Origin of the sequence: Paenibacillus castaneae, from assembly GCF_002884445.1 — a bacterium.
Classification (GTDB): Bacteria; Bacillota; Bacilli; order Paenibacillales; family Paenibacillaceae; genus Pristimantibacillus; species Pristimantibacillus castaneae.
Window position 1 is genome coordinate 213,794 of sequence record NZ_KZ614144.1, and the last position, 24,356, is coordinate 238,149.

At 44.1% G+C, this 24,356-nt stretch carries 16 protein-coding genes and 1 pseudogene; 10 read left to right on the forward strand and 7 right to left on the reverse strand.

The features are described 5' to 3' along the window. Positions 1 to 49 precede the first annotated feature (49 nt). The 4 genes from CEF13_RS01055 (at position 50) to CEF13_RS01070 (ending at position 5,405) form a co-directional block, all read left to right on the forward strand. A complete protein-coding gene (locus CEF13_RS01055; RefSeq protein WP_102709019.1) occupies positions 50 to 952 on the forward strand; it encodes an ABC transporter permease in 903 nt (300 codons plus the stop codon). A 12-nt stretch (positions 953 to 964) separates the two neighbouring features. After that, a complete protein-coding gene (locus CEF13_RS01060; protein WP_102709020.1) occupies positions 965 to 1,843 on the forward strand; it encodes a carbohydrate ABC transporter permease in 879 nt (292 codons plus the stop codon). Positions 1,844 to 2,412: 569 nt separating this feature from the next. Next, positions 2,413 to 3,684: a sensor histidine kinase gene (locus CEF13_RS01065; protein WP_244917031.1), complete on the forward strand. Its 1,272-nt coding sequence runs from the start codon at positions 2,413 to 2,415 to the stop codon at positions 3,682 to 3,684. Between the two features lie 2 nt (positions 3,685 to 3,686). Then, positions 3,687 to 5,405, forward strand: a complete 1,719-nt coding sequence (locus CEF13_RS01070) for a response regulator transcription factor (protein WP_102709021.1) — start codon at positions 3,687 to 3,689, stop codon at positions 5,403 to 5,405. Positions 5,406 to 5,757: 352 nt separating this feature from the next. On the opposite strand, the pseudogene CEF13_RS01080 reads toward CEF13_RS01070, so the two are convergent. Beyond that, a pseudogene (locus CEF13_RS01080) lies at positions 5,758 to 6,382 on the reverse strand (alpha-L-arabinofuranosidase C-terminal domain-containing protein); the annotation flags it as partial. A 308-nt stretch (positions 6,383 to 6,690) separates the two neighbouring features. On the opposite strand from CEF13_RS01080, the gene CEF13_RS01085 reads away from it, so the two are divergent. From CEF13_RS01085 to CEF13_RS01095, 3 genes are all read left to right on the forward strand, one after another. After that, complete coding sequence (locus CEF13_RS01085; RefSeq protein WP_243864897.1) at positions 6,691 to 10,101, forward strand: S-layer homology domain-containing protein; 3,411 nt, start codon at positions 6,691 to 6,693, stop codon at positions 10,099 to 10,101. Positions 10,102 to 10,630: 529 nt separating this feature from the next. Beyond that, positions 10,631 to 10,978 (forward strand): hypothetical protein, encoded by a 348-nt coding sequence (locus tag CEF13_RS01090; RefSeq protein ID WP_102709022.1) that lies wholly within the window; start codon positions 10,631 to 10,633, stop codon positions 10,976 to 10,978. A 378-nt stretch (positions 10,979 to 11,356) separates the two neighbouring features. Next, entirely contained in the window at positions 11,357 to 11,539 is a 183-nt protein-coding gene (locus CEF13_RS01095) for a DUF2524 domain-containing protein (protein WP_102709023.1), read from the forward strand. 503 nt (positions 11,540 to 12,042) lie between these two features. On the opposite strand, the gene CEF13_RS01100 is transcribed toward CEF13_RS01095, so the two are convergent. From CEF13_RS01100 to chvE, 6 genes are all read right to left on the reverse strand, one after another. After that, positions 12,043 to 13,239, reverse strand: coding sequence for a response regulator (locus tag CEF13_RS01100; RefSeq protein WP_102709024.1), 1,197 nt, complete (start codon positions 13,237 to 13,239; stop codon positions 12,043 to 12,045). Beyond that, complete coding sequence (locus CEF13_RS01105) at positions 13,205 to 15,100, reverse strand: cache domain-containing sensor histidine kinase (RefSeq protein WP_102709025.1); 1,896 nt, start codon at positions 15,098 to 15,100, stop codon at positions 13,205 to 13,207. Before CEF13_RS01105 ends, CEF13_RS01100 begins: the two co-directional genes overlap by 35 nt. A gap of 38 nt (positions 15,101 to 15,138) precedes the next feature. After that, positions 15,139 to 16,152, reverse strand: a complete 1,014-nt coding sequence (locus tag CEF13_RS01110; protein ID WP_102709026.1) for a substrate-binding domain-containing protein — start codon at positions 16,150 to 16,152, stop codon at positions 15,139 to 15,141. 103 nt (positions 16,153 to 16,255) lie between these two features. Further along, complete coding sequence (gene mmsB, locus CEF13_RS01115; RefSeq protein ID WP_102709027.1) at positions 16,256 to 17,419, reverse strand: multiple monosaccharide ABC transporter permease; 1,164 nt, start codon at positions 17,417 to 17,419, stop codon at positions 16,256 to 16,258. A 6-nt stretch (positions 17,420 to 17,425) separates the two neighbouring features. Then, positions 17,426 to 18,952 carry a multiple monosaccharide ABC transporter ATP-binding protein gene (mmsA, locus tag CEF13_RS01120; RefSeq protein ID WP_102716136.1) on the reverse strand — a complete coding sequence of 509 codons (1,527 nt, stop codon included), beginning with the start codon at positions 18,950 to 18,952 and terminating at the stop codon, positions 17,426 to 17,428. Positions 18,953 to 19,083: 131 nt separating this feature from the next. Next, positions 19,084 to 20,196, reverse strand: a complete 1,113-nt coding sequence (gene chvE, locus CEF13_RS01125; RefSeq protein ID WP_102709028.1) for a multiple monosaccharide ABC transporter substrate-binding protein — start codon at positions 20,194 to 20,196, stop codon at positions 19,084 to 19,086. Positions 20,197 to 20,754: 558 nt separating this feature from the next. Between chvE and CEF13_RS01130 the strand changes: the two genes are divergently transcribed. The 3 genes from CEF13_RS01130 to CEF13_RS01140 all read left to right on the forward strand — a co-directional run bounded on the left by CEF13_RS01130 (position 20,755) and on the right by CEF13_RS01140 (position 24,170). Then, complete coding sequence (locus CEF13_RS01130; protein WP_102709029.1) at positions 20,755 to 21,210, forward strand: DUF2269 family protein; 456 nt, start codon at positions 20,755 to 20,757, stop codon at positions 21,208 to 21,210. Positions 21,211 to 22,034: 824 nt separating this feature from the next. After that, positions 22,035 to 22,577: a phosphatase PAP2 family protein gene (locus CEF13_RS01135; RefSeq protein ID WP_166742961.1), complete on the forward strand. Its 543-nt coding sequence runs from the start codon at positions 22,035 to 22,037 to the stop codon at positions 22,575 to 22,577. A 291-nt stretch (positions 22,578 to 22,868) separates the two neighbouring features. Beyond that, positions 22,869 to 24,170 carry a hypothetical protein gene (locus CEF13_RS01140; RefSeq protein ID WP_208414814.1) on the forward strand — a complete coding sequence of 434 codons (1,302 nt, stop codon included), beginning with the start codon at positions 22,869 to 22,871 and terminating at the stop codon, positions 24,168 to 24,170. Positions 24,171 to 24,356: the final 186 nt, after the last annotated feature.

A 24,356-nucleotide genomic window follows, 5' to 3' on the forward strand; every position in this document is an offset into this window, starting at 1 on the left:
CCTTTCTCTTCCTATTCATAAATTCAAACATAGAAACAGGGTGAAGCATATGCAAAAAAAAATCTTGAACCGAGAAATACCACTGCATTTAATGATATTGCCGGGATTTCTTTTTTTAATCATCTTTAGTTATCTTCCTATGGGAGGTATCATCATTGCATTCCAGAAGTTTATTCCGGCAAAGGGCTTATTTGGTGATCAGATTTGGATTGGACTGAAAAATTTTCAGTATGTTATGAGCTTACCAAATTTCAATGATATTATGTGGAATACCTTATACATTGCGGTCATGAAAATCATTTTGGGACTTCTAGTGCCAATTGTGATTTCCATACTTCTAAACGAAGTTAAAAACTCCGCTTTGAAAAGAGGAGTCCAGACTGCCATTTATTTACCCCACTTTCTATCGTGGGTTGTATTAGGCGGCATTTTTATAGAAATTTTGTCTCCAAATGATGGCTTGCTCAATCAAGTAATTAAGCTATTTGGTTTCGAATCCATCTTCTTTCTTGGGGATAACAAATGGTTTCCGATAACCATGATCCTATCAGATACATGGAAGGAATTTGGTTACGGATCGATTATCTATCTTGCCGCGATTACAGGAATTAATCCGGATTTATATGAATCGGCACAGATTGACGGAGCTAATCGCTGGAAGCAGACGCTGCATGTAACACTGCCGGGGATGCAAATGGTAATAGTGCTTCTTATGGTACTTAATCTAGGGAATTTGCTCAATGCTGGGTTCGATCAGATATTCAATTTGTACAGTCCAATAGTATATCAAAGTGGAGATATCCTCGATACATTTGTTTATCGCATAGGTTTGTTGGATGCTCAATTCGGTGTGGCAACCGCAGTAGGATTATTTAAGTCTGTTATAGCGCTTGTACTAGTGTCTGTGTCATATTTCGTTGCTTATAAAGTTGCAGACTATAGGATCTTTTAGGGGGAAGTCACAATGCGTTTACACAAGAGAATAGACTGGTTTGTATTAATTAATAATTGCTTCTTGGTACTTGTTGGATTAATATGTCTAATTCCAATGATTCACATATTAGCAGTATCATTTAGCTCCAGCGCCATTGCAGCAACAGGTTCGGTATCTTTGTGGCCCAAAGGATTTACAACAGCCGCCTATGAGTTTGTCGCACAGCGGGAAGCCTTCTGGAAATCAATACTTGTATCTTTGCAGAGAGTTTTTTATGGGGGGGCTATCAATTTATTACTTACGATCATGATAGCATATCCGCTTTCTAAAGAAAAAGGTGAGTTCCGATTCCGTACCTTCTATTCATGGAGTTTTTTCATTACAATGATATTTGGCGCAGGGCTAATCCCAACATATATGGTCATTATCCAGCTAGGATTGATAGATACAATCTGGGCACTGGTGCTACCGACTGCGGTGCCTGTCTTTAGCGTCATTTTAATGTTGAATTTCTTCCGTATGATACCAAAGGAATTAAGTGAGGCTGCTTATATTGACGGTGCTGGACATTGGACAACATTGTGGAAAATCTATGTTCCAGTATCATTACCATCATTAGCAACAATTCTATTATTCTCACTTGTTACCCATTGGAATAGTTGGTTTGATGGATTAATATATATGAACAATCCTAGCAATTATCCTGTCCAAAGCTATATTCAAACTATCGTGGTTCAACGTTCCTTCGCCACGATGACACCAGAGGAAGCTAAATTAATGGCAACGATATCAGATAAAACATTGCGATCCGCTCAAATTTTTCTAGGAGCATTGCCAATTATTTGCGTATATCCCTACCTGCAGCGGTTCTTGGTAAAAGGTATTGTGGTAGGGAGTGTTAAGGGATAGTATCAGAGGTGGACTAAGGCTTTTGTTGACATATAGACTCCCTGTTAAGTACTATCCAATACGCTATATAATTATCATATTGTATGATAAAGTATGATTATTATTATTTGTATAAGGGGGAGCTATACATCAGAGATAGTATTTTTGTAAGGCTGATCTCCACATTTTTATTAGCCATAATGCTTATCATTCTATTAGGAATCTACCTGTACAATTGGAGCCTGAATACAGTAAAGAATGAGATAATAAAGTCCTCGACTGCACAAGTATCGTTTTATCTAGAAAGTCTAGAGGATGAAATAGAACGCATTAAAATTTTGCAAAATGATACACTCAATGATGAATATCTCGAAAAGCTTGCGATTCGTTATTCCATAATGGATGAATATGAAATGATGGAAAGTATGAGAATACTCCATCAGCGATTAATCTCCATTCATAACAGTAATTCCTATATTTCTAACGTAAGTGTTCATATTCTCCCTATTCAAAAAACGATATCCTCCTCCAACTCTGTAAGTCCTATTGATATGAATAAATTCGAGTTACTTCGGGTGTCGGAGGGGGCAATGGGTGCTCAACTGGTGCAGTATGAAGGCAAACTTTATTTGACTACGTTGCTAGACGGAAAATCTAGTTTATCTAAAAAATATATGGTAGAGGTTGAAATTAATACGGTAGCGTTACAAGAAGCACTGGGGCAGTTTAATATATATGCAGATAGTGGTACTTATTTAATTGACCTAACCCATGATGTGGTGATATCTGGAAAAGGTAATGTTGAAAATATTAGGTTGGAGGATTTTGCGGAAAACTACACTGATTTTGAAAGCGATACCATTCATCATAGTAAAATTAATGGTCAAAATATTTATGTGCTTTCCGTTAAATCTGATTATCTAAATATGCTTTTATTGCGTTATATCCCAGAGAAATTGATTTTTGTACCTGTCCAAGATTTTTATATTTGGTTGTGGATATTTACTGGTGTGGGTTTGTTGGTTTTAGTACTCTATTCCATCTATACTTATAATTTGATTCAAAGGCCAATGAGAAGGCTTGTATCATCGTTTCGTCGTGTAGAGAGCGGAAATTTCAACGTCCATATTGAGGTTATCAAAAAAAATGAGTTTGGATATCTGTATCAAGGATTTAATTCCATGGTTCAGAATGTATCTGCTTTGATCGACCAGGTATACAAGCAAAAAATACTCAATCAAAAGTCGATGTTAAAGCAATTACAATCGCAGATTAGTCCACATTTCCTATATAATAGCCTGTTTTTAATAAATACTATGGCCAAGCTAAAGGATGAAAATTTAATTCCTTTTACAAAGCTTCTAGGTGAATATTTTCAATTTATTACTAAAAACGATTCGGATTTTTTGCCATTACATGAGGAAGTAGAACACGCACGGACTTATACTGGAATTCAGCAAGTACGATTTTCTAGTAGATTGACAGTTAATTTTGAAGATTGTCCCGCAATGGTTAAAGATTTACAAGTGCCTAGACTAATCATTCAGCCAATAATCGAAAATGTATTTAAGTATACTGTTGAAAATACGAGAGAGAAAGCTATTATTTCGATTAGCTTTCGGTTAGATGATCGTGCATTGCGTATTATCGTTGAAGATAATGGAATGAACTTAACTGCTCAAAAGTTGGAAGGCATGAAAAAACTATTTTACGATGAGACAGGTAGCGAAACGTCGGGTCTGGTTAATATTCATAGAAGAATTCGATTAATTTACGGCGACGATAACGGATTACATTTTGAACGAAGCTCATTAGGCGGTTTAAAAGTAACGTTGCAACTTAACCCGAAGGTGATGGTTTGAGTATGTATAGATTATTAATTGTAGATAATGAAGAGATAATAGTGAATCATCTTTACGAAATTTTTCGAGGAATGGATCATTTGAATCTTGATGTTTATAAGGCCTATGGTAGTAAAGAAGCCATTGAGTGGCTTAATAGAACAAGAATTGATATTGTACTGACCGATATCGATATGCCCGATATTGACGGATTGCAACTAATGAAGGAAGTTTTTCGAATTTGGCCACAGTGCAAAGTTATATTGTTGACAGGACATAGTGAATTTGGTTTTGTATACAAAGCCATTCAGCATAGGGATGTCAGTTATATTTTGAAGTCGGAAGATATCGAGAAAGTTATTCAGGTAGTTGAAGAGAATTTGTCGAAAATTCGCAAAGAAATTAAAACGGAAGATTTAATTAGTAATGCAAAAAAGCAAGTTCACATGGCACTTGATTTGTTTCAAGAAGACTATTTAATGTGCATTTTAAAGGGTGATCGTAGTGTACAAATTACGGAGGAGCAATTCGGAAAACTATCGATCCCTCTTAATGTGCAATGGCCAATTACATTGGTATTGGGAATGATCGATAAGTTTCCAGAAAATTGTGACTATATGCAACAGATGCAACTGCTATATTCTGTACGTCAAATTATTCAAAGATATATAGCCACTCATTTGAATGTATCCATTATATTAGACGAAAATCGTCGCTTTGTCATTTTTGTGCAGCCTAAAGAATCATTATCCAGCACAATCTCAGTAGATGCAGAAATGAGGGATCAGTTTTACAATAAGACACTCTCTTTTCTTAAAGGGATATTAGAAGTTATACAATCAGCTTCACAGGAGAATTTCAATATGCCTATTAGCTTAACAGTTAGTAGTAAAGCAAGCCGATGGGATGAGATTGCTAATCAATATCATTCGTTACAACATCTACTTAACTATCGGATAGGTATCGAAAATAATATACTATTGATTGACAGTGAGTTTAATGACAATATTGATGATGAGTCTGTCACTGAAAACACCTATGATGTACAATGCCTGGAAGGGGAAGAGCTAGTAAAAACGCTTAAACTTAAAAATCTTGCTGTCATTGAGCAGTATTTGGAATCAGGGCAAAGAGAGGATTTTTATGAAGCTTTAGACCAATTCCTTATTCCTTTAAGAGGTATTCACAGTAAAAGTAACATAATTGCACAGGAAGCATTTTATACCGTGTCCCTGTATCTAATGTCATATATCAACAGATGGGGACTCATTGAAAAGGTAGTATTCCAAATGGGTCAGATAAAACTTATGCGGACTGAACTTTTTGATTCTTGGGGAGATGCGGCGTTATATTTGATGGAATTGGCTTCAGTTCTTTTTAATATGCAAACAATAGAACAAAAGAAACGAGCGGATAATATCATCGACTTCTTACAAGGATTTATTAAGGGGAATTTGGATGAAGATTTGTCATTGGTTAGATTAGCTGAGCAAGTGCATCTAAATCCGTCGTATTTGTCGCGTATTTATAAACAGGAAACTGGTAGAAATTTGACTGAGTTTATTGATACAACCCGTTTAACAAAAGCCAAAAATTTACTTAAGAGTGAAAATTCGCGAATAAATGATATTGCTCGGCGAGTTGGATACGAAAGTGCTACTTCATTTAACCGCTTTTTTAAAAAAGCAACTGGCTATTCTCCACAGGAGTACAGAGAAAGGCATCTTTTTGGGATGCTATAAATGAAAAAACCTTCTAATTTAATAAAAATCTATCTAAGTCAATCCGTGCTATATCCAACTTAGAAATAATTCAATAGATAACTCTAAAGGGGCAATTCAAAAGTCATAATAATTGACTTTTGAACTGCCCCTTTAATTAATAGTGTATTTATTTACAGTTATTCATTTCCGTTTTCAAGGGCCTGTTCGGGTTCATCATAATCACCAATTGGTTTGCTAATCCATCGTTTAAAGTAACCTTGCTCAAGTAATACTTTGATTAAGATTAAAAGAATAGGTGATAAAATTATACCGGAGATTCCAAATAATGATAAAGAGATTTTATTTAGTCGAATTCTAAAGCAGCAGTTGACAACGCAGCAACAATTGCATCCCGCATCGTATTTTGCTGGTAAAGGAAAGCAGGATTAGTCTCAGGCTCAGCCTGATGCCAAGTTCCCCATTCGTCCATAATAATTCAAACTTCGTTTTTTGGATCGTACTGATCCATGACATGCTTATGTCCGCGAATCAGTTCATCAATATAGACCTCGGCGCAATGTACGATAATAGTTTCCTTTGTCGAAACCGACAGCCGGTCCTTTGTTCTCCCAAGGATATGGTTCTGTTTCATAGTACTTAGGCATGGTGTAGTAATGTAACGATAGACCATTCATATTTTTCCCTGAAAGACGCATCAATGTTTCGAAACGCTTGTATATATCTGCATAGTATTCTGGTCGCATATTTCCACCGCAACCCCAGTTTTCATTGCCAATTCCGAAAAACTCGATCTTCCAAGGCTCATCACGGCTGTTTTGACGCCTCCAGTTTGCCATCGGCGATTCACCGCTAAAAGTCATATATTCAATCCATTCACTTACTTCTCGAGGAGTACCAGAACCAACATTTGCAGCAATATATGGGGAACAGTCAATTTGTTCGCAAAGATCGAGAAACTCATAAGTGCCGAAGGAGTTGTCCTCTCCAATCCAGTAAAATAGCCAATCAGATTTAAATATAGCGCTTTCATTCATGTGATTACAATCAAAAAAACTGCTTAGAAGCATGGTTGTAAACAAATGATAAGATAGTACAAATCGGTGAGGGTGATATAGATGAAGAGAGTAAACGAATGCTAAGATTGTAATAATTCAATGATAGCGCTTTCAAAGCATTAAGTTTATATTAAAAGGAGTCTCTGACATATAATAGCTCATCAACATCATTGCAAATCAATGAAATCATTGTTGGATGTTGAACATGACATGTGGCTTAATATGTAGATAATAAGGGGGGAATGATTTTGAAAAAAAGAATTATGTCAAAACGATTTAGCAGAATGCTTGCGTTCTTCTGTCGCTTGGTAATGGTGGCGTCGCTAGTGCCTACCAGCTTTGCCGTCGGCACTGACAACATCGTGAACGCGGAAGCACTTGAAACACCGACCGCCATGTTCGGAACTCCCGAACTCGGGTCAGACGACCCACTGTGGGCCCTGACAATGGAGCATCTCATCAACAAAAGTACTGTGCCCGGCGACTCCAGACCCCATGCCACTGGCACAGCCAGGATCCTTTGGGACTCCAACTACCTGTATGCCCGCGTGGTTGTGCAGGACAGCAATCTATATCAGGGAGCCGGCGGAGATCACCAGTACGATAGCCTGGAGTTTTATGTAGGCACCGGAACCTCGGGCGCAAACCAATGGCGTGTCAGCGCGACGGGCGTGTTTTCAGGGCAGTCCGCTCCGGGCAGAGCTGCTTGGACTAAGATCACGGAAACAGGATATATCGTGGAGATGAGAATACCGAAAAGAACCTTGACCTTGAAGGAAGGCGATTTTACCTTTGATGTTTATATCAATAACTCGACGGAAAAGGGCGGTGACCGCTATGAAGTCGTTTCCAGTTTCGGAGATCCGGACAAGGCTTATAGCAGCGCTGCTTCATATACAAACAGCCTGAAGCTCATTTTAGCCAATGAAGTGGACACCAGATTCTCAATCACCGCCACGGCGGGATCGGGCGGCCAAATAACGCCGAACGCACCCGGCGATGTTCTGAGAATAGCTAGCAACTCAAACAAAGAATTTACGATTACCCCCGATTACGGCAAAATTGTGGATACCGTAACGGTAGACGGCGAGGCCGCGACTCTATCCGATGGCACTTATACCTTTTTAAATGTTAACGCTGACCATACAATTCACGTGACATTCAAAAATGATTCGGCCGCGGAGCTGCTTCCCTTTATCGTATGGAATGACAACTTCGCCAGTGGCGAGTACACGACGGCTGTAATCATTGATTTGGGCGAAGGGAAGGCGGCGGTAGGCTCCGAGCTTAATCCGGGCTTGTTTACCGTGTCGGCCAGGAACACGACCCTGAACGGCGCCTCGGTGACCTTTGCAGGGACGCGCAAGATCACAAGGGTATACGCCAATGACGAACCGAAGGTGCGCGGCTATCTGGGGACGGTAAGCAATTCACCGGATTATCAAGCCGGACTGGAAAGCGGCCGTTACATCGTAGTTGAGTCTGAGTTTTATTCAGCTGGCGGCGGCACTATAACGCTGGATGGCAGCATGAACTCGACAAAGCAGGTTTACAGCATCGTCCAAAACGGCGCGCTCGTACTGAAAGAAGGGAGTCCGCTTAGCTACGTGGTTTTTGAACAGGAAAAAGTTGTTAATCCGATCCTTGACAAGTTTACAACACCCACGGGCAATTCGGTCAATCGCGCGCTCTACCTTCACAAGGATGACAACGGTGAAGTATTGCAAGGGTTGCCGCTGTATGTCTATACCCACGGCATGGGACGCGGCGGCACAAGCGCTGCGACAGACCAAAAAGCGGCCATGAAATCCGCCAACGGCGCAGTCGCTCTGATGAAGAAAATGGAGAAAGATCCCGGCAAATACGCCAGCCATATACTGAATATTTCCTATAATGGCACGTCTACTCCTTCCACAGCCAATGTTAAGAAGGTTATAGACGACCTGGTTGCCAGCGGCGCAGTAGACCCTAACCGTATTTACGTGGCGGGCTTCTCATGGGGCGGCCAGTATACGAACAGCTTAGTTAACGCCTATCCCGGCTTCTTCGCGGCCGCCGCACCTATGTCTCCGGTAAGCGGCTCACCGAACGCGAACGCCAACAACGTTCACAACGACCTGGCCTATTGGATGTTTATAAATAAACATAACGTTGGAGGATACCAGACTAACCTCACTACCTTCATAAACACCAATATGCCGAAAATGATCAACGCGAGGGCTTCGCGCTTTGAGAGCAATGAGCCTCTTACGTGGCCCTACAATCAATTTGATCAGCCGAATTGGAGGCCGAATCAGGCCAACACACCTGTCCTGGGTGATCAAGTAGCGCACGAAGTTGAAGCGGCGGTTCTTTACAACCAGATAACTATGGGGACTTGGAGCATACCTCCCACGGCGCAGTCCTCTAACTTGTCGGCTTGGGACAATGATTACACAGACGTCTTTGATTGGATGTTCGTGCAGAGAAAAATGAACGTTCCTGGTGCTCCTGGCGATTTCAGGGCGACGGCGGGCGATGGACAGGTCACATTGAGATGGACTTCTCCTGACGATCCTAACGACGGTCGCAGCGCGATATTGGACTACAAGGTCTGGTATGGCGACGTGACGCCGGTCACACTGGATGCAGCGACGACCGAATATACCTTCACGGGCCTGACAAACGGCCAAGACTACACGTTTAAGGTCATCGCGATAAGCGCGAAGGGCGACAGCGCGGAGATGAGTGCGACGGCGACGCCGATGACGACTCCCATTGTGCCCGACGGCAATACGGGCAACACCGGCAATACGGGCACCGGGACAGACGTTGGATCGTCGAAGCCGACCTACACAGTGAACACACCGAAGGATAAGCCCGCGGTCACGGACAAAAACGGCAACACCACTCTGCCCGGTGGCGGCGAGATTGTGACCAAGGGCGGAACGAAGATTGAGGTACCCGAAGGCACAACTATAGACTCAAACGGTAGGGTGACCATTCCGGCGGACAAGAGCGCCAAAGTGACACTACCCGGCGGCAACAGCATGTCGCTGAACATCCATGAGGGTACGGAGCTTGTGTTCGATGACGACACCCGGCTGGGCTTCCTCGTGATGTCGGGCAATCCTTTCAGGGATGTCAACATGGACAACTGGTTCTACAGCTACGTAAACTTAGCCTACACATACGGTCTTTTCAACGGCACGACGTCCACGACGTTCTCACCGGGCACCTCAATGACGCGTGCGATGTTTGTGCAGGTACTGGCCAATCTTGAGAACGTAAACCGCTCCGGCTACACGAGTTCCCGCTTTAGCGACGTGACGGACGGGCAGTGGTACACGGCGGCAGTCGAGTGGGCGGCCGAAAGCGGCATAGCCAACGGTATAAACGCAGACCAGTTTGACCCCAATTCACCGATGACGCGCGAGCAGATGCTGGTGATACTGTACAACTACATGAAGTACAAGGGCTATGAGATACCTGAAAGCCAATCTAAGTCCTTCGCGGACGAGAGTGAGATCAGCTCATGGGCGTTGGAGGCCGTTCAGGCGCTGCGGGGAATCGGCATTGTATTAGGCAAGCCGGACAACCTCTTTGACCCCAAAGCCACCGGCACCCGCGCCGAAGTAGCTACTATCTTTACAAGGTTCGTCGAATATCTGGCTAAGTAAAAGCGTAAACAGAAAAATGCGGACCCTACCGGCTGGAAAATATCCAGCCGGAAGGGTCTCCTTCTATTTTACAAAGAAAATCTCCGGTCTGATGCTGCTAAACACACTACAGTAGCGTAGGGCTTTGGTCTATGCCTGTTTCATTATCACTTGGGTGCCGCTGTCGATGCACGCGCTATCAATGACGGTCTGTATAATAATCTCTCATTTCCCGGACTATCGGTTTGAATCATATTCAACAAATACTCGGCGGCTTTTTTGCCGAGTTTTTGCTTTTGATGTTACGTTGTCATTTCAAAGGACCCAAAATTCGAAACGCAAATTTTAAATACATTATGGGAACCAGACGATGAATGGGATCGGGTTGTTTGAATATCCAACTTTTTACTAGGTGGGAACCTTGTCCTAGTTGCGAAAGTGTAATGAGAGCCTTTATTATAGAGGTGGATCAACGAAAGATTGAATGTAATATCGATGTGTATTTTAAAAAAAGACATAGCCGATCTAGTTTAATGGAGAGAGTGGAAGCATGGAGTTCAGTTTAAAGAGCCTTCGGAAAGCTGTGACAGATATGTTTCTGAAGTATTCTTCAAAAACAAACGATCGGCTGAAAGTTATAGACAGGATATTGTACGACTTTGAGGATATCATTGAAGCAAAGCTCGTATATGAGTATGTTATATATGAAACCCTGCTTGAATTGAATAAGGAGAGTAATGGATTATTAGAGAATGATGAGATTAAAAATGCTTTGCAGACATTGATGGAGAAATGCAACGACTATATGTCCCCGGATGAGCAACTTGAAATGATGCGAGAAAATATGGGGAATGTTTTAGCTCACCTAAGACTTTACCAGCACAAAAAATGCTATTGAATAAATATTTCTTCTACGGTAAGATCAACGGAAAATTAGCTTAGGGGGATTTTATTGGAACAGCTTCAACTACGAAAGTTTATCAACACGTTGAAGATAAAGAATACTTTGGTGCGGCAATTACTCATGAGAATGGAGAATAATTTGTTGTATTAAATAGTTTCGGGGGCATGATAACGATGTGTGAAGGTAAGGCTTTTGTTGATGCTAATATATTTTAGTAACTTACAAGAATCATCCCGATAAGGAACTGCCGATGCTGTCTTACATATAATAAGCAGCGTATTATCTATACATTAAAATCTGAGGGAATGAATAAATTAATTGAAATCCACCATAATAGTCAAGTACACCTACCTATCGATTGGAGGATAATGCATGCAAGATAATCTCGAGAGTAATTATGATTGTGCCAATGCGGGAGATGATCTGCATCAACTCAAGCAGGAGCTCGAATCGCTTCGTGAACAGCAAGTGGAGAACAAAGAATCACAAGAAACGATCAATCGACTTGAAAATCAAATCTCGTTCATATTAAACAAATGTGATATCAACCATTAGTCTGAATTTGAATAAACAACGGATCCCTTCTTTACCCGATTAAGAGGTGAAGTAAGGGATTCATTGTTTCAAACGCGTAATCATTTATGTTCTTGTCATTTCTTCATAAAAATAGCATATAAATTTTGTTGTATTTGGACAAGAACTTATATGAATGCATTTCTTGGAAGTGTTAATGATTGTCGTTAAGCCAACGGAGAACGTTAGTTTAATAGCTTAAAACGATGAGCAGGTACTGCTGCGATAACTTGCCCTTTTTATTAATTTAGCGGATATATAGAGCTTATTGGTGCTGAAATGATTAAGGAAATATTCTGTATTTAAGGGGAGGCAATTCCCCTCACCTCCACCAATATCATGAAAAAAGACACCGTGTCAGGTGTCTTTTTGCTTGTCTTCTTATACTTCAGTTATATTTACGCAGTGTATTTGAATAACAGAAGCTAATCCTTCGCATATAAAAAAGCGTCGACAAGTCAGTTAGACTTATCGGCGCTCTGTCTTTAATGGACATGCTTGCGGTATTGGTTCGGCGGCAGGCCGGCGATCTTCTTGAACGCGGTGCTGAAATAGTGCTGCGATTCATAACCCGTCCGCTCCGCTATTTCGCTCATCGTCAGGTCGGTTTCACTCAGCAAGCGGATCGCCCCCTTCATTCTCGTCTGCGTCAGTACGCTTATAAATGAAGCTCCCACTTCCTGCTTAAACAGTCGGCTTAAATAGACGGCGGATACGTTCAATTCATTCGCTATTCCCTCCAGCGACAGCTCCCGGTCGGAATAACGTACCTCGATCAACTCCTTCGTCCGGCGCACGAACGGCGTCAGCCGCGTCTCCCGATTCACTGATGCTTTCGCCTGCTCATACAGCGACGGCACATCGCCCACATCATTAGCTATAAAGCTGGATACGATCGTAATTTTGAGAAAATCGGACACAGCCGCTTCAATCTTCTGAAATACGCCATCTTCCGGCCTGCCCCATAGAAGAACGACGATCAGCCCTACTTCGTCGCGAAAATGAACGCAAGGGTATGGCTGCAGGTGCTCCTCAGCAATATTCTCGATAGCAAACAACAATAGCTGCCGGTCCTTCTCGGAAAAGAACGCTTTACCCTTCGATTGCTCCGGCCAGCGAATAACGCCAACGATATCCGGGACGCCTGCAGGCATGCGCAAGAAGGCAAGCTGCTCAGCGATTTCCGACTCCCCGAGCTCTCCCTTCATCCATTCCAGGCAAAACCGTTCGCGAAGGAGGGCAATATTTTTTTCAATCTGCTTGGAGGCCATCTGCAGCAGCTCCTCGTTGACCGTCGACTCCTCAAGCTTCTGCACAAGCCTGCCAATCACTTCGGTTAACGCTGCCGGATTAACCGGCTTTAGAATATAATCGTCAACCTCCAGCTTAATGGCCTTCTGGGCATATTCAAACTCATCATGACCGGTAATGATGACGATTTTGCACTGTGGGAGCAATTGGCGGATATGACTGATCAGCGTCAAACCGTTCATGATTGGCATGCTTAAATCAACAAGCATAATATTCGCCTGCGTCTGCTCGGCAAGCTCTAGCGCCTCTTCTCCGTCCTCCGCTTCACCGACAACCTCGAGCCCCAGCTTCTCCCAAGGAACCGAGCTCCGGATGCCCTCGCGGATAATCGCTTCATCATCCGCGATCAACGCTTTCCAAATGCGCGGCATGCAAATCCCCTCCCTTTCGGCGTATAATCGGATGCTTGATCGTCACGGTCGTCCCACGTTTTTGTACGCTCTCAATCTCCAAACCGTACGGCTCTCCAAAGCTTAAGCGTATGCGCTCCTGTACATTGCGCAGACCGTAACTGGCATTTTGCCCGCCCGCAGCTGCAGCGGTCTGTTCGAGGCCGCTGGCTTCTGACTCGCCTGCCGATGCCGCCGCCGCCGCAGGAACGGAGGCAAGAACCGCCCGCAAGGACGCCAGTCTCTCCTCCGGCATACCGACGCCGTCATCCTCGATGACGATCTCCACCGTATCGACATTCAAGCCTGCGCGTATCGCAATCATGCCCGGACCCCTTCGTTCTTTTATGCCGTGGTAGATGGCATTTTCCACCACCGGCTGCAGTATCAGCTTCAGGACGAGCGCATCGCCGCAGCTCTCATCTACTTGAATGGAATAATTCAACTTATCCTTATAGCGTGTCTTTTGAATCTTTAAATAACTCCGAATATGTTCAAACTCATCGTGAATCGGAATCATTTCATGCCCCTTGCTTAAGCCGATCCGGAACAGCTTCGACAGCGCCTCCACCACTTCCGCAGCTTCCTGCGCCCCGTCTTTACGGGCCAGCCACTGGATCGTATCGAGCGTATTGTATAAAAAATGCGGCTGAATATGCGCTTGAAGGCTGCGCAGCTCCGCCTCCCGCTTTAACTGTTGCTCTTCCCACACCTGCGCGATCAGGAGAGTCATTTGCGACAGCATTTTATTAAAGCTTCGCCCCAGCATTCCGACTTCATCCACCCGCTGCTCGGGGATCCGAATATGCATATTCCCGTCCTCCACCTTGCGCATGAAGGAGGAAAGCTGTGAGATCGGGCGCGAAATCGAATGCGATAAAAAGTATGATGCCGCAATGCCGAGCGTGCATACGACGAAAATAAATATGACTAAATACAAGTTAAAATCTTTTATTCCCTGCACGCTGTCCTGAACGTCGAATACGCCCACCGTTGTCCAGTTTGTAAACGGTGATTTTTGAAAAATAAATTGCAGCTCGCGGCCGTCTACCGTTTGCGAGAAAGTGCCTGACGACTGGCGTCCGAGCAGCTCCATATCGATGCTGCCGACCTTGGAATTACGAGGAGCGTAGATGCTCTCCCCATCGTCATTGATGACCATCAAATAACCGGTCTTTCCTAATCGAACATCGCGAACCGTCTCCGCAATGACCCGCAGCTTCAGATCGATAAGCACGACACCCTGCGTCTTCTGCGTATCAGGGTCCTGGATCGCTCGTACGACCGAGACGACCTCACTGTCTTTGTAATTGGCATGCGTCGTGACGTTGCGGTTAGACGGATGGCCGATCATTTTGAAAATGCCTTTCGCTTGCACCGCTTCCCGGTACCAGCTCTCCTCCGTTAAGCTCCGCTCACTTCTTGCATACATATCATTGCTAAAATATTGTCCGTTGTCGTCCACGACGATAATGCCTGCAACCTCGGAATTGAGAGCGGTAAAGCTCTGCATAAATTTGGACAGCCGATACTGCTCATGCTCCCCTTTGATCGCGGCGTCGCCTTTCTTGAGAAAAGCCTGAACATCCTGATTCATCGAGATAAAATAGGATATATTCTGAATATTGCCCGCATAGGAGTTGAGTGATTTGTTGACGTTGCCAATCAGTTGGAGCGTATGCTCGTTCACCTGTTTTTCCATAATGCCGTTGACCGTCAGCCCCATTAATAATGCGATGGCTGAGGCCGGCAGGATGCTGATCAGCAAAAAATGAAAAATAAGTTTGTAGCGAATCGTCCAGTTGTTCAACTGAAACCACTTTTGCAGCCATTTCATGACCATCTTTCGTTCACCTTCCGCCTGCCGCCATTAGGGGTCCATTATTTCGCATAAAAGAGGTCCACGTTCGACTTCGTAACAACCGTAATTCCGGTATCGACATATGGCGGCAGCGGGGGAACATTCGATTCCCGCCAATCCGGCATCGGTTCAACGAGCTCATTGCGAAGATGAAATAAATGCATCAGCGACCAATAGCCCATATTCCACGTCCCTTGCGCCATCGTGGCCGAAATGGTGCCGCTTTTGACCATATCTAGCGTCCCTTTATCTGTATCGAAGCTGATGATGCGCACCTGATCCAGCTTACCCGCCCGCAGGACCGCATTGCCCGCCCCGATTCCGCCATTCGCTTCCGTTAAGAAAACACCGGTCAAATCCGGGTATTGTTCCATCATCTCTCTAACCTTTTGCTCAGTTACTAGCTGATCCCCTTTGCCGTCCTCGACACCGATCAGTTTGAGCTCCGGAAACTCATCGGTCAGCGTTTCCTTGAAGCCTCTCATCCGCTCCTGATGATTCAATTGATTGGGGAGCGTTATGATGCCGACCTTTCCTCGGCTTCCCGTAAGCTCCGCCATTTTGCGGGCGGCAGTAACGCCGGCGTTATAATTGTTTGTGCCCAGAAACGAATAGGCATCGCTGTCCGGCGCATCGGAGTCGAACATGACAACGGGTATTCCGGCTTCGATCGCTTTGTTGATCGCCGCATTGAGCGCCTCGGAATTAATAGCACTGACGGCAATGCCAGCTGGATTGCGGGCAATAACCTGCTCCAGCACCATAACTTCCTCCTGCACATCGTATTGCGTCGAGCCGCGGTATTCGACAGATACGCCGAGCGCTCCAGCCGCATCCTCAAAGCCCTTCAACCCGTTCTTCCAATAGTCGATGCCAGTCAGGAAATTGACCATCACATATTTCTCCTCTGTCGTACCGTGAAGCCCCGCCGATTCATTCAGCAGCCCGCTATTATCCTGCCGGACAAACGCCACGTACAAGTAGGCCATCAGAGTTGCGATCATTACGATGTACACGAACAAAAGCTTTTTCAATACGGACCCCCCAATTGTAAGCCTTTAAATAACTTTTCCATTTTATACAACTAAAGCGCGGGTGTCCACATTTTGTGAACGTCCCGCGCTAGTCATAGTTTCACTAAGCAGACTTATTTTTATTATAGAGGTCGAAAGCGACGGCAAGCAGCAGGACCAAGCCTTTAATGCCTTGCTGATAATCGATGCCGAGGCCGATCAGCGACATTCCGTTGTTCATAACGCCCATGACCAGACCGCCGATAATGGCGCCGATAACAGTGCCGACGCCGCCCGTAGCCGATGCCCCGCCGATAAAGACGGCTGCAATCGCATCAAGCTCGAAGTTGACGCCCGCTTTCGGCGTAGCCGCATTCAGACGAGCCGCAAATACGAGGCCCGCAAGCGCAGCCATAACGCCCATATTGACGAACACCCAAAATGTCATTTTTTTCGTCTTCACGCCCGAAAGCTTTGCTGCTTTCTCATTGCCGCCCAGTGCATAGATGTGGCGGCCCATAACTGTTTTGCGCATCACGAAAGTGTAAAACGCTACAAGCAGGGCAAGCAAAATCAGAATGTTCGGAAGCCCTTTATAGGAAGCCAGCACAAACGTGAACAAATTAGTAATAACGACCACCGCAGCTGCCTTCAAAAAGAAGAACGGGAGCGGCAGCTGTTCGATCTGATACCGTTTCTGAATTAAGCGGTTGCGCCATTCCATGAACAGATAGAAGACGGACAGCACGACGCCAATAATGACAGTCAGCAGGTGAAGATCACCACCTCCGGGAATGTCCGGAAGAAAACCGGTGCTGATGGCGCGGAATCCTTCAGGAAACGGCGCCACCGACTTACCGTCGAGCACCAGCATTGTAAGGCCGCGGAAAAGCAGCATGCCCGCGAGCGTCACGATAAATGCCGGTATTCGTACATAAGCGACCCAGAAGCCCTGCCAAGCGCCGACTAAAGCGCCGAACACGAGAGAAAGCACCATCGCCACCGGGAAGGACATGCCGTGCTTCACCATCATAATGGCTGAGACGGCACCGACAAAGGCGGCTACCGAGCCTACGGACAAATCGATATGTCCTGTAATAATGACCAACAGCATGCCAATGGCAAGAATCAGAATATAGCTGTTTTGAAGAATGAGATTTGTAATGTTAAGCGGTTTCAATAAATTGCCGTCGGAAAGAAATTGAAAGAGCAGCATGATCAATATTAATGCGATGAACATGCCATACTGCCGGATATTGCTGCGAAATAACTTCAGAGCGGTCTTCATGCTGTTCTACCCCCTGCTTTTCGTCATAAATTTCATTAATATTTCCTGATTGGCTTCCGATCTTGGCACTTCGCCGGTAAAGCTGCCTTCGTTCATCACATAAATGCGGTCGCATATGCCGAGCAGCTCGGGCAGCTCGGAGGAGATGACCAATATCCCCTTTCCTTGCGCCGCCAATTGGTTAATGATCGTATAGATTTCATATTTCGCACCTACGTCAATTCCCCGTGTCGGTTCGTCAAGGATGAGCAAATCCGGCCCCGTAAAAATCCATTTGCTGAGCACGACCTTCTGCTGGTTGCCGCCGCTCAAATTGCCCGTCTTCTGGTGAATGCTCGGCGTCTTGATGTTCAGCTTCTTGCGGAAGTCTTCCGCTACATTAAGCTCTTCATAATCGTTTACGACAAACCATTTGGAGATGCCTTTCAAATTGGTTATCGTCGTATTGCGCTTGATGTCCTCCATCAAAATTAAGCCGTATTCCTTCCGGTCCTCCGTCACATATGCGACGCCGTTGTCAATCGCTTTGCTAATGTCGGCAAGATTTGTTTCCTTGCCGTCCTTGAACAGCTGGCCGCTAATTTTCCTGCCGTACGATTGCCCGAATATGCTCATCGCAAGCTCTGTGCGACCCGCTCCCATCAAGCCGGCAATGCCGACAATTTCGCCGCGTTTCACGTTGAAGCTGACATCGTCGATCACCTTGCGCTCCTGCACGGGATGATACACGTTCCAGTTTTTCACCTCGAACAATACTTCGCCGATGTTCGGCTCGCGTTCAGGATAACGGTTCGTTAAATCTCGTCCGACCATTCCTTTAATGATCCGGTCCTCGTCGATATTGTCCTCTTTGACCCGCAGCGTTTCGATCGTTTTGCCGTCCCGCAAAATCGTAATCGAATCAGCCACTTTCATAATTTCATTGAGCTTATGGGAAATAATAATGGACGTAATGCCCTGCTTTTTGAAAGCCAGCATTAAGTTGAGCAAATTTTCGCTGTCCTCTTCATTAAGCGCCGCCGTCGGTTCGTCCAGTATAAGCAGCTTCACTTCTTTAGACAGCGCTTTTGCGATTTCAACCAACTGCTGTTTGCCGACGCCGATCGAGCCGGCCGTCGTATTTGGCGACTCGGACAAACCTACTGTATTTAATAGCTCGCGGGTACGCACGATCGTTCCGTTCCAATCGATAACGCCGCCCTTGACCTGCTCATTCCCTAGGAAAATGTTTTCCGCAATCGACAGCTGCGGGATGAGCGCCAGCTCTTGATGGATAATGACAATGCCGAGCTGCTCGCTGTTTCGAATATTTTTAAATTCGCAGGCTTTGCCTTTGAATAAAATATCGCCCTCATAGGAACCGTACGGATATACGCCGGAGAGCACTTTCATGAGCGTCGATTTGCCCGCTCCGTTCTCTCCCATCAACGCATGGATTTCGCCTTCTTTTACTTTCAAATTTACGTTTTCAAGCGCTTTTACGCCCGGAAAGGTTTTGGTGATTCCGCGCATTTCCAATATATTATCCGTCAAAGCCATCACCACGCCTTCAGAAGTAGGAATCAAAAGCTGCGGGACAACAAACGCGGTTCGCCTTCGTTGTCCCGTATAAATTTCATTTCTCTGCACGCCGATCAGTTATTGTTCTATATCGCTTTTATCCGTTATTTCAGTTCGCCTTCTGTATAGTAGCCGGAGTCAACCAGCACTTGCTTGTAATTGTCTTTGTCGACCGATACCGGTTCAAGCAGATAGGAAGGCACGACCTTAACGCCATTGTTGTACGTCTCCGTATCATTTACTTGCGCTTCTTTGCCTTCGATTACCGCTTCAACCATGCTTACTGCCACTTTGGCCAGCTCGCGGGTATCTTTAAATACGGTAGAAGTTTGCTCGCCGGCAATAATCGATTTGATCGAAGCGAGTTCCGCGTCTTGGCCGCTTATGATCGGCATTGGCTTATTGGCCGAACCATAGCCTACGCCTTTCAAGGAAGAAATAATGCCGATACTGATGCCGTCATAAGGCGACAATACCGCATGCACGGTATCATTTGCGTAGTTCGCGCTTAGCAGATTATCCATGCGGGATTGGGCTGTTGCGCCATCCCAGCGAAGTGTTGCTACTTGCTCCATGTTCGTTTGCTTGCTTTTCACAACCAGCTTGCCGCTGTCGATGTAAGGCTTCAACACGGACATTGCGCCGTCAAAGAAGAAGTAAGCGTTGTTGTCGTCAGGCGAACCTGCGAACAGCTCGATATTGAACGGGCCTTTGCCTTCTTTCAAGCCAAGCTTTTCTTCTAGATAAGAAGCTTGCAAAACACCTACTTTAAAATTATCGAATGTCGCATAATAGCTGACATGCTCGCTGTTTTTGATCAAACGGTCATAAGCGATTACTTTAATGTCTTGGTCAGCCGCTTTTTGCAGCACATCTGTCAGCGACTCGCCGTCGATCGATGCGATTACGAGCACCTTCGCGCCTTTTGTAATCATGTTCTCAATTTGAGAAACCTGATTTTCGATTACGTCCTCGGCATATTGCAGGTCTACCGTGTAGCCAAGCGCTTCGAATTCTTTCTTCATGTTGGCGCCGTCACCCACCCAACGCTCGGATGATTTGGTTGGCATCGAAATGCCGACGCTGCCTTTGGCGCTGCCGCCGGAGCCGCCTTTTTTCGCGCCTCCCACTTCCGTATTTCCGCCGTTATTGCCGCCGCATGCGGCAAGCACCATAATCAGCGAAGTAATGACAAACAACGTTAGAGCTTTTTTCATTTCTGTCTATCCCCTCTCAGTTTTTTGTTGTTTTTGTTGATATTGCAATCATACAAGCGGCACCCCCAAGTGATCTTTGCAATTCGTTTACCGTTTTTTATAAAAAATAAACAGAACTGCTTTCAGTTAGTTTTCAACGCGCGCTTATTCTCTTATCATCAGCCGCTAATCTATGTTCCAGATTGCCGGTTTATATTAAGGTTGTACGATAGATCGCAAGTCGGAAGGAGGTGGCTAATATGAAAGGGATAAATGCTCTCGAGGGATTTACGCCATATTTTCGGCTGAGGTAGAGAGCGAGAATGTTGGAGTTGGAGCCGCCTAGGAGCTAGCCAAGTGGCAAGTGAAGATTCTTCTCCAAAAGGTGAGAGGGACGAAGATGGAAGTGCCAGTTTATCTTGCAGTTGGTCAAGGGTTGAGGCGAGAACAAGCCTGGCCGCCAGCAAAATGGTGCATTTCTAGGCAATTAATGGTGACATTATTTTAGTTCATATCATATAAAATATAATGGTGCTAGTTTATTAAATTTCTTGTACTCTTTATTAGGAGGAATGGTCAATGAATTGGCTCGTTCTATTACATGTAGTATCCGCTATTGTAGGGGTAGGACCCGCTTACTTTCTTCACGTTCTACTAAGAAAACAACAAACAGTCGGTGAATTACGGGTTTCTATGAATCTGAGCAAAACACTTGAGTTTTTCCCTAAGATTGGCGGTTCTATTGCTGTGTTAAGTGGACTGTTATTAGTAGTAATAAGTGACTGGGCTTTTAGAGAGTTTTGGATTTGGGGATCAATTGTTATGTATGTACTTATTCAAATTGTCGTTATTGGTTATGTTGGACCACGCTTGAAGAAAATAGTTAATTGGGTAAAGGATTATAATGGACCTAGTGATGCTGTTGTTCCACAAGAACAACAAGCGTGGTTAGCTCGTGCAAATTATTTAATGTATGTAGCAAGCTTCTTTGGTTTAGTGCTATTTACATTTATGGTTCTTAAACCGCATTTATAGATAGGTGACATCAAAACTGTGACTACACCCGTAGAAGCCTGTGTGGCGTTATCTTCGGACAGGGGTTCAAATCCCCTCGCCTCCACCATGTAAATCCACAACTGCAAGAGGTTGTGGATTTTTGCTTTCTATTACCTGTAATTTCAGTATGATTTCAACATGCTCTTTGTACATAATGACCTTTCTACATCAAAGATAATTCCTTTTCATCAAGAGATCTTCTATAGCCCTATCTGCTCTAATTGACAACAAAACTGTTCTGCACTATAATTTCGCTGAACGGTTGTGGGGCGAAAAGGGACGGCATGAATGCGTAATATACGAAAAGAGCAAGCAGGAGAAACGCGAAAAAAAGCTTTTACAAGCAGCAAAAGCTCTGTTTGCTGAATAAGGTTATAATGATACTCCTGAAACGTATGATAAGCCTTAACAAATAATAAGGGGGAGGATACTTTATCATTACTTTCCCGGCGGCAAGCGTGGATCAATCGATTGGAATTTTAGGAGCGGGCAAAATGAATCAGCGTAACTAGCCTTTTTGTCCTGCTTATATTTGCGTTTAAGCCTTCCCGCGGATCTGAAAAAAAGGTTCAAATTGCACAATGCACTTAAAGAAAACCTATTGTATAGAATCAAAATAGTTGAGTAGACCTGATTATGGGGATATAAAAACAGCAGGGATAGAGACAAATGGGGTGAATGCTATTCTATTTCTTAAAATTAATTGGAGGAAGTATTATCCTCTCACACTGATGTTGATTTTTCCAGTTCTTTCGGTGTTATATAAGTGGACGAATCGACCAAGTCAGGATGTATATACGCTAGTGACCCCATTCGATACGGCTACGCCGTTTATCAAATATTTCGCACTTCCGTACGCCGTGTGGATTTTCTATATTTATGCATGCCTAGTTTATTTTTTTATGAAAGATCTGAATACGTATTACAAAGGATTGGCTACTTACACCGTGTGCATCCTTATATGTTACGCGATTTATACAGTGTTCCAGACGACGGTGCTCCGTCCTGAGCTAACCGGTAATGATCCGTTCACGTGGCTCATGAAATTTATATACAATCGGGATGAGCCCTACAATTGCTTCCCAAGTATCCATTGTTTTTCTAGCTATATGGTTATGCGACTGGTATGGAGCAGTTCATTTCGGAACAAATGGAACGTCAGCTTGATTACGGCCTTCTCCTTGCTCATCATTCTGTCAACGTTATTCATCAAACAGCACGTTGTTATGGACGTTTTTGCAGGTATCCTTCTCGTAGAGTTCGTGTTAGCAGCTAAGCTATTCATCGAAGTGCAGGTCAAGAAACACCGCCATAACCAAGAGCAGAAAAGAACATATGGCACATAAAAGTGATGGAATTTTAAGGGGATGTTGGGAAAGAGAAAGTGTTAAACCACATCCCCAAAAAGCCTGAGCATCATACTTCGGCATATTGTGGTTTTGCAACCATGACGCGCCTCAACCAAATGTAAAATCCACAACCGTAAGAGGTTGTGGATTTTTGCTTTTCTCCTATTCTAATATTTTCATATCTACTATCGCCTAGAACATCAACAATAACTTAATTAATATTTTGGTTAAACTGGGGGAATAATTTCAGAGAACTTATGTGTAGTTTGCCATGAAAGGATGAAATAAATGAATGTAGTTATAGTTTCAACGGTAGAAGAACTTGTAAATGCAGCTGGCAATCAAGCGATTGAAGTGATTCGTGTGAGGGGTAAAATAATGGATAGTCCCTCGTTAAACTTGTCACCAGGGCAACAATTAGTCGGCGAGGGCGATTCGGTTATCGAATTTAAGAGAGGCGTCGATGGTATTGAGGTCTGTCGAGACAATAAAATTGAAGGGTTAACCATTATAGTTGAATCTAGCTGTCGGGCAGTTTTAAACAGCTCAAATGTAGAATCATTTGGAACAATAAGCTTAATAAATGTAAAAACCATCGGTGAAATTCAAATTCTAGCAACTGGATCTGTACGTTCAGGACATGTAGTTGCTCATAATGTGAACGTAATTGAAGCAGATACGAGAGAGCGGCAGGATCGACCACAAGGGTTTGGTGTATATGTCTTACAGGGAGCCTTCACATTATGGAATCAACAAACGGATCCGGACGTGACAATTACAGCTCACCTTATCGGACTGAGTGCTGGAACGGATGAAAAACCTGTACAAGGAAGCGGTATTTTTGTTAGTGGTGCTGGTGACGTAGGTGGTCGACTCGAAGTGGATATGTTAGAAACGGGTGAGATATACTCCAATGGTGGAATTAAACAAGGTACGCCTGATGTAATTACAGGTGGTGTTTTTGTCGTTTATGGGGCATATGTCAAAAAGGTAGTAAATCGCGGTCCTGTGACGACATATGGTGTAAATGATATGGTGTTGGATAATTGGGGGATTGTGAATGAATGGGTGGCAGAGGATCGTATTACTTCACATGGACCAAGTGGGATTGGTTTTGTAAACTTTAATGAAATCGGGACGCTGCGTATTCTTAGTGATATCGAGACGTATGGGATCGGTGCTCGGGGATTTAATTTGTATGATGGAAGTTTAGAACATGCACATTTTAAAAGGATTGTTACTCATGCAAATGCTGCAGTCGGTATTCAAGTCAGTCGACCTTTAGGAATGTTAGTCGTTCATGAAGATATTGAAACCTTTGGGGGTGAAGGTGAGTCCTTAGTGAAAGGAGTCATCAAGCAACTAGCTGCCGACGGGTTAAGTGTCCAAGAAGGAGGGAAAATCGATAAAGTTGAAATTGGCGGTAGAATCGTTACAAATGGGCAAAATGTTCGAAGTCTACACGTACAAGGTGAAATAAATGCAATTACGATCAATGGCGGGATATTCTCGAAAGGACCTGGAGCAAAAGCAGTTCTAGTTGAAGGTGGTAAAGTCCCATTAAACGGTATTGAAATTCATGAACAGTGAACAAAATAATGAAGATATCATGAGCGTCGCATGAAACCCTTCCTGTGATTTTTTTCTCCTTGACTAAAACTAATGGAGGTATCCGAAAGTGGACGCTATAATAATGGAATAGACTTTATGGGATTTTTATCAGCAAAATGGAGAATGAAATACGTTATTGTAATCAATATATTGCACCTGTGAGCG

What these genes read in the sequence shown, in the direction of transcription:
- CEF13_RS01055 (WP_102709019.1), top strand. Translation starts at nt 50, where the DNA reads ATGCAAAAAAAAATCTTGAACCGAGAAATACCACTGCATTTAATGATA.
- CEF13_RS01060 (WP_102709020.1), top strand. Translation starts at nt 965, where the DNA reads ATGCGTTTACACAAGAGAATAGACTGGTTTGTATTAATTAATAATTGC.
- CEF13_RS01065 (WP_244917031.1), top strand. Translation starts at nt 2,413, where the DNA reads ATGGGTGCTCAACTGGTGCAGTATGAAGGCAAACTTTATTTGACTACG.
- CEF13_RS01070 (WP_102709021.1), top strand. Translation starts at nt 3,687, where the DNA reads ATGTATAGATTATTAATTGTAGATAATGAAGAGATAATAGTGAATCAT.
- CEF13_RS01090 (WP_102709022.1), top strand. Translation starts at nt 10,631, where the DNA reads ATGGAGTTCAGTTTAAAGAGCCTTCGGAAAGCTGTGACAGATATGTTT.
- CEF13_RS01095 (WP_102709023.1), top strand. Translation starts at nt 11,357, where the DNA reads ATGCAAGATAATCTCGAGAGTAATTATGATTGTGCCAATGCGGGAGAT.
- CEF13_RS01100 (WP_102709024.1), bottom strand. Translation starts at nt 13,239, where the DNA reads ATGCCGCGCATTTGGAAAGCGTTGATCGCGGATGATGAAGCGATTATC.
- CEF13_RS01105 (WP_102709025.1), bottom strand. Translation starts at nt 15,100, where the DNA reads ATGGTCATGAAATGGCTGCAAAAGTGGTTTCAGTTGAACAACTGGACG.
- mmsB (WP_102709027.1), bottom strand. Translation starts at nt 17,419, where the DNA reads ATGAAGACCGCTCTGAAGTTATTTCGCAGCAATATCCGGCAGTATGGC.
- chvE (WP_102709028.1), bottom strand. Translation starts at nt 20,196, where the DNA reads ATGAAAAAAGCTCTAACGTTGTTTGTCATTACTTCGCTGATTATGGTG.
- CEF13_RS01130 (WP_102709029.1), top strand. Translation starts at nt 20,755, where the DNA reads ATGAATTGGCTCGTTCTATTACATGTAGTATCCGCTATTGTAGGGGTA.
- CEF13_RS01140 (WP_208414814.1), top strand. Translation starts at nt 22,869, where the DNA reads ATGAATGTAGTTATAGTTTCAACGGTAGAAGAACTTGTAAATGCAGCT.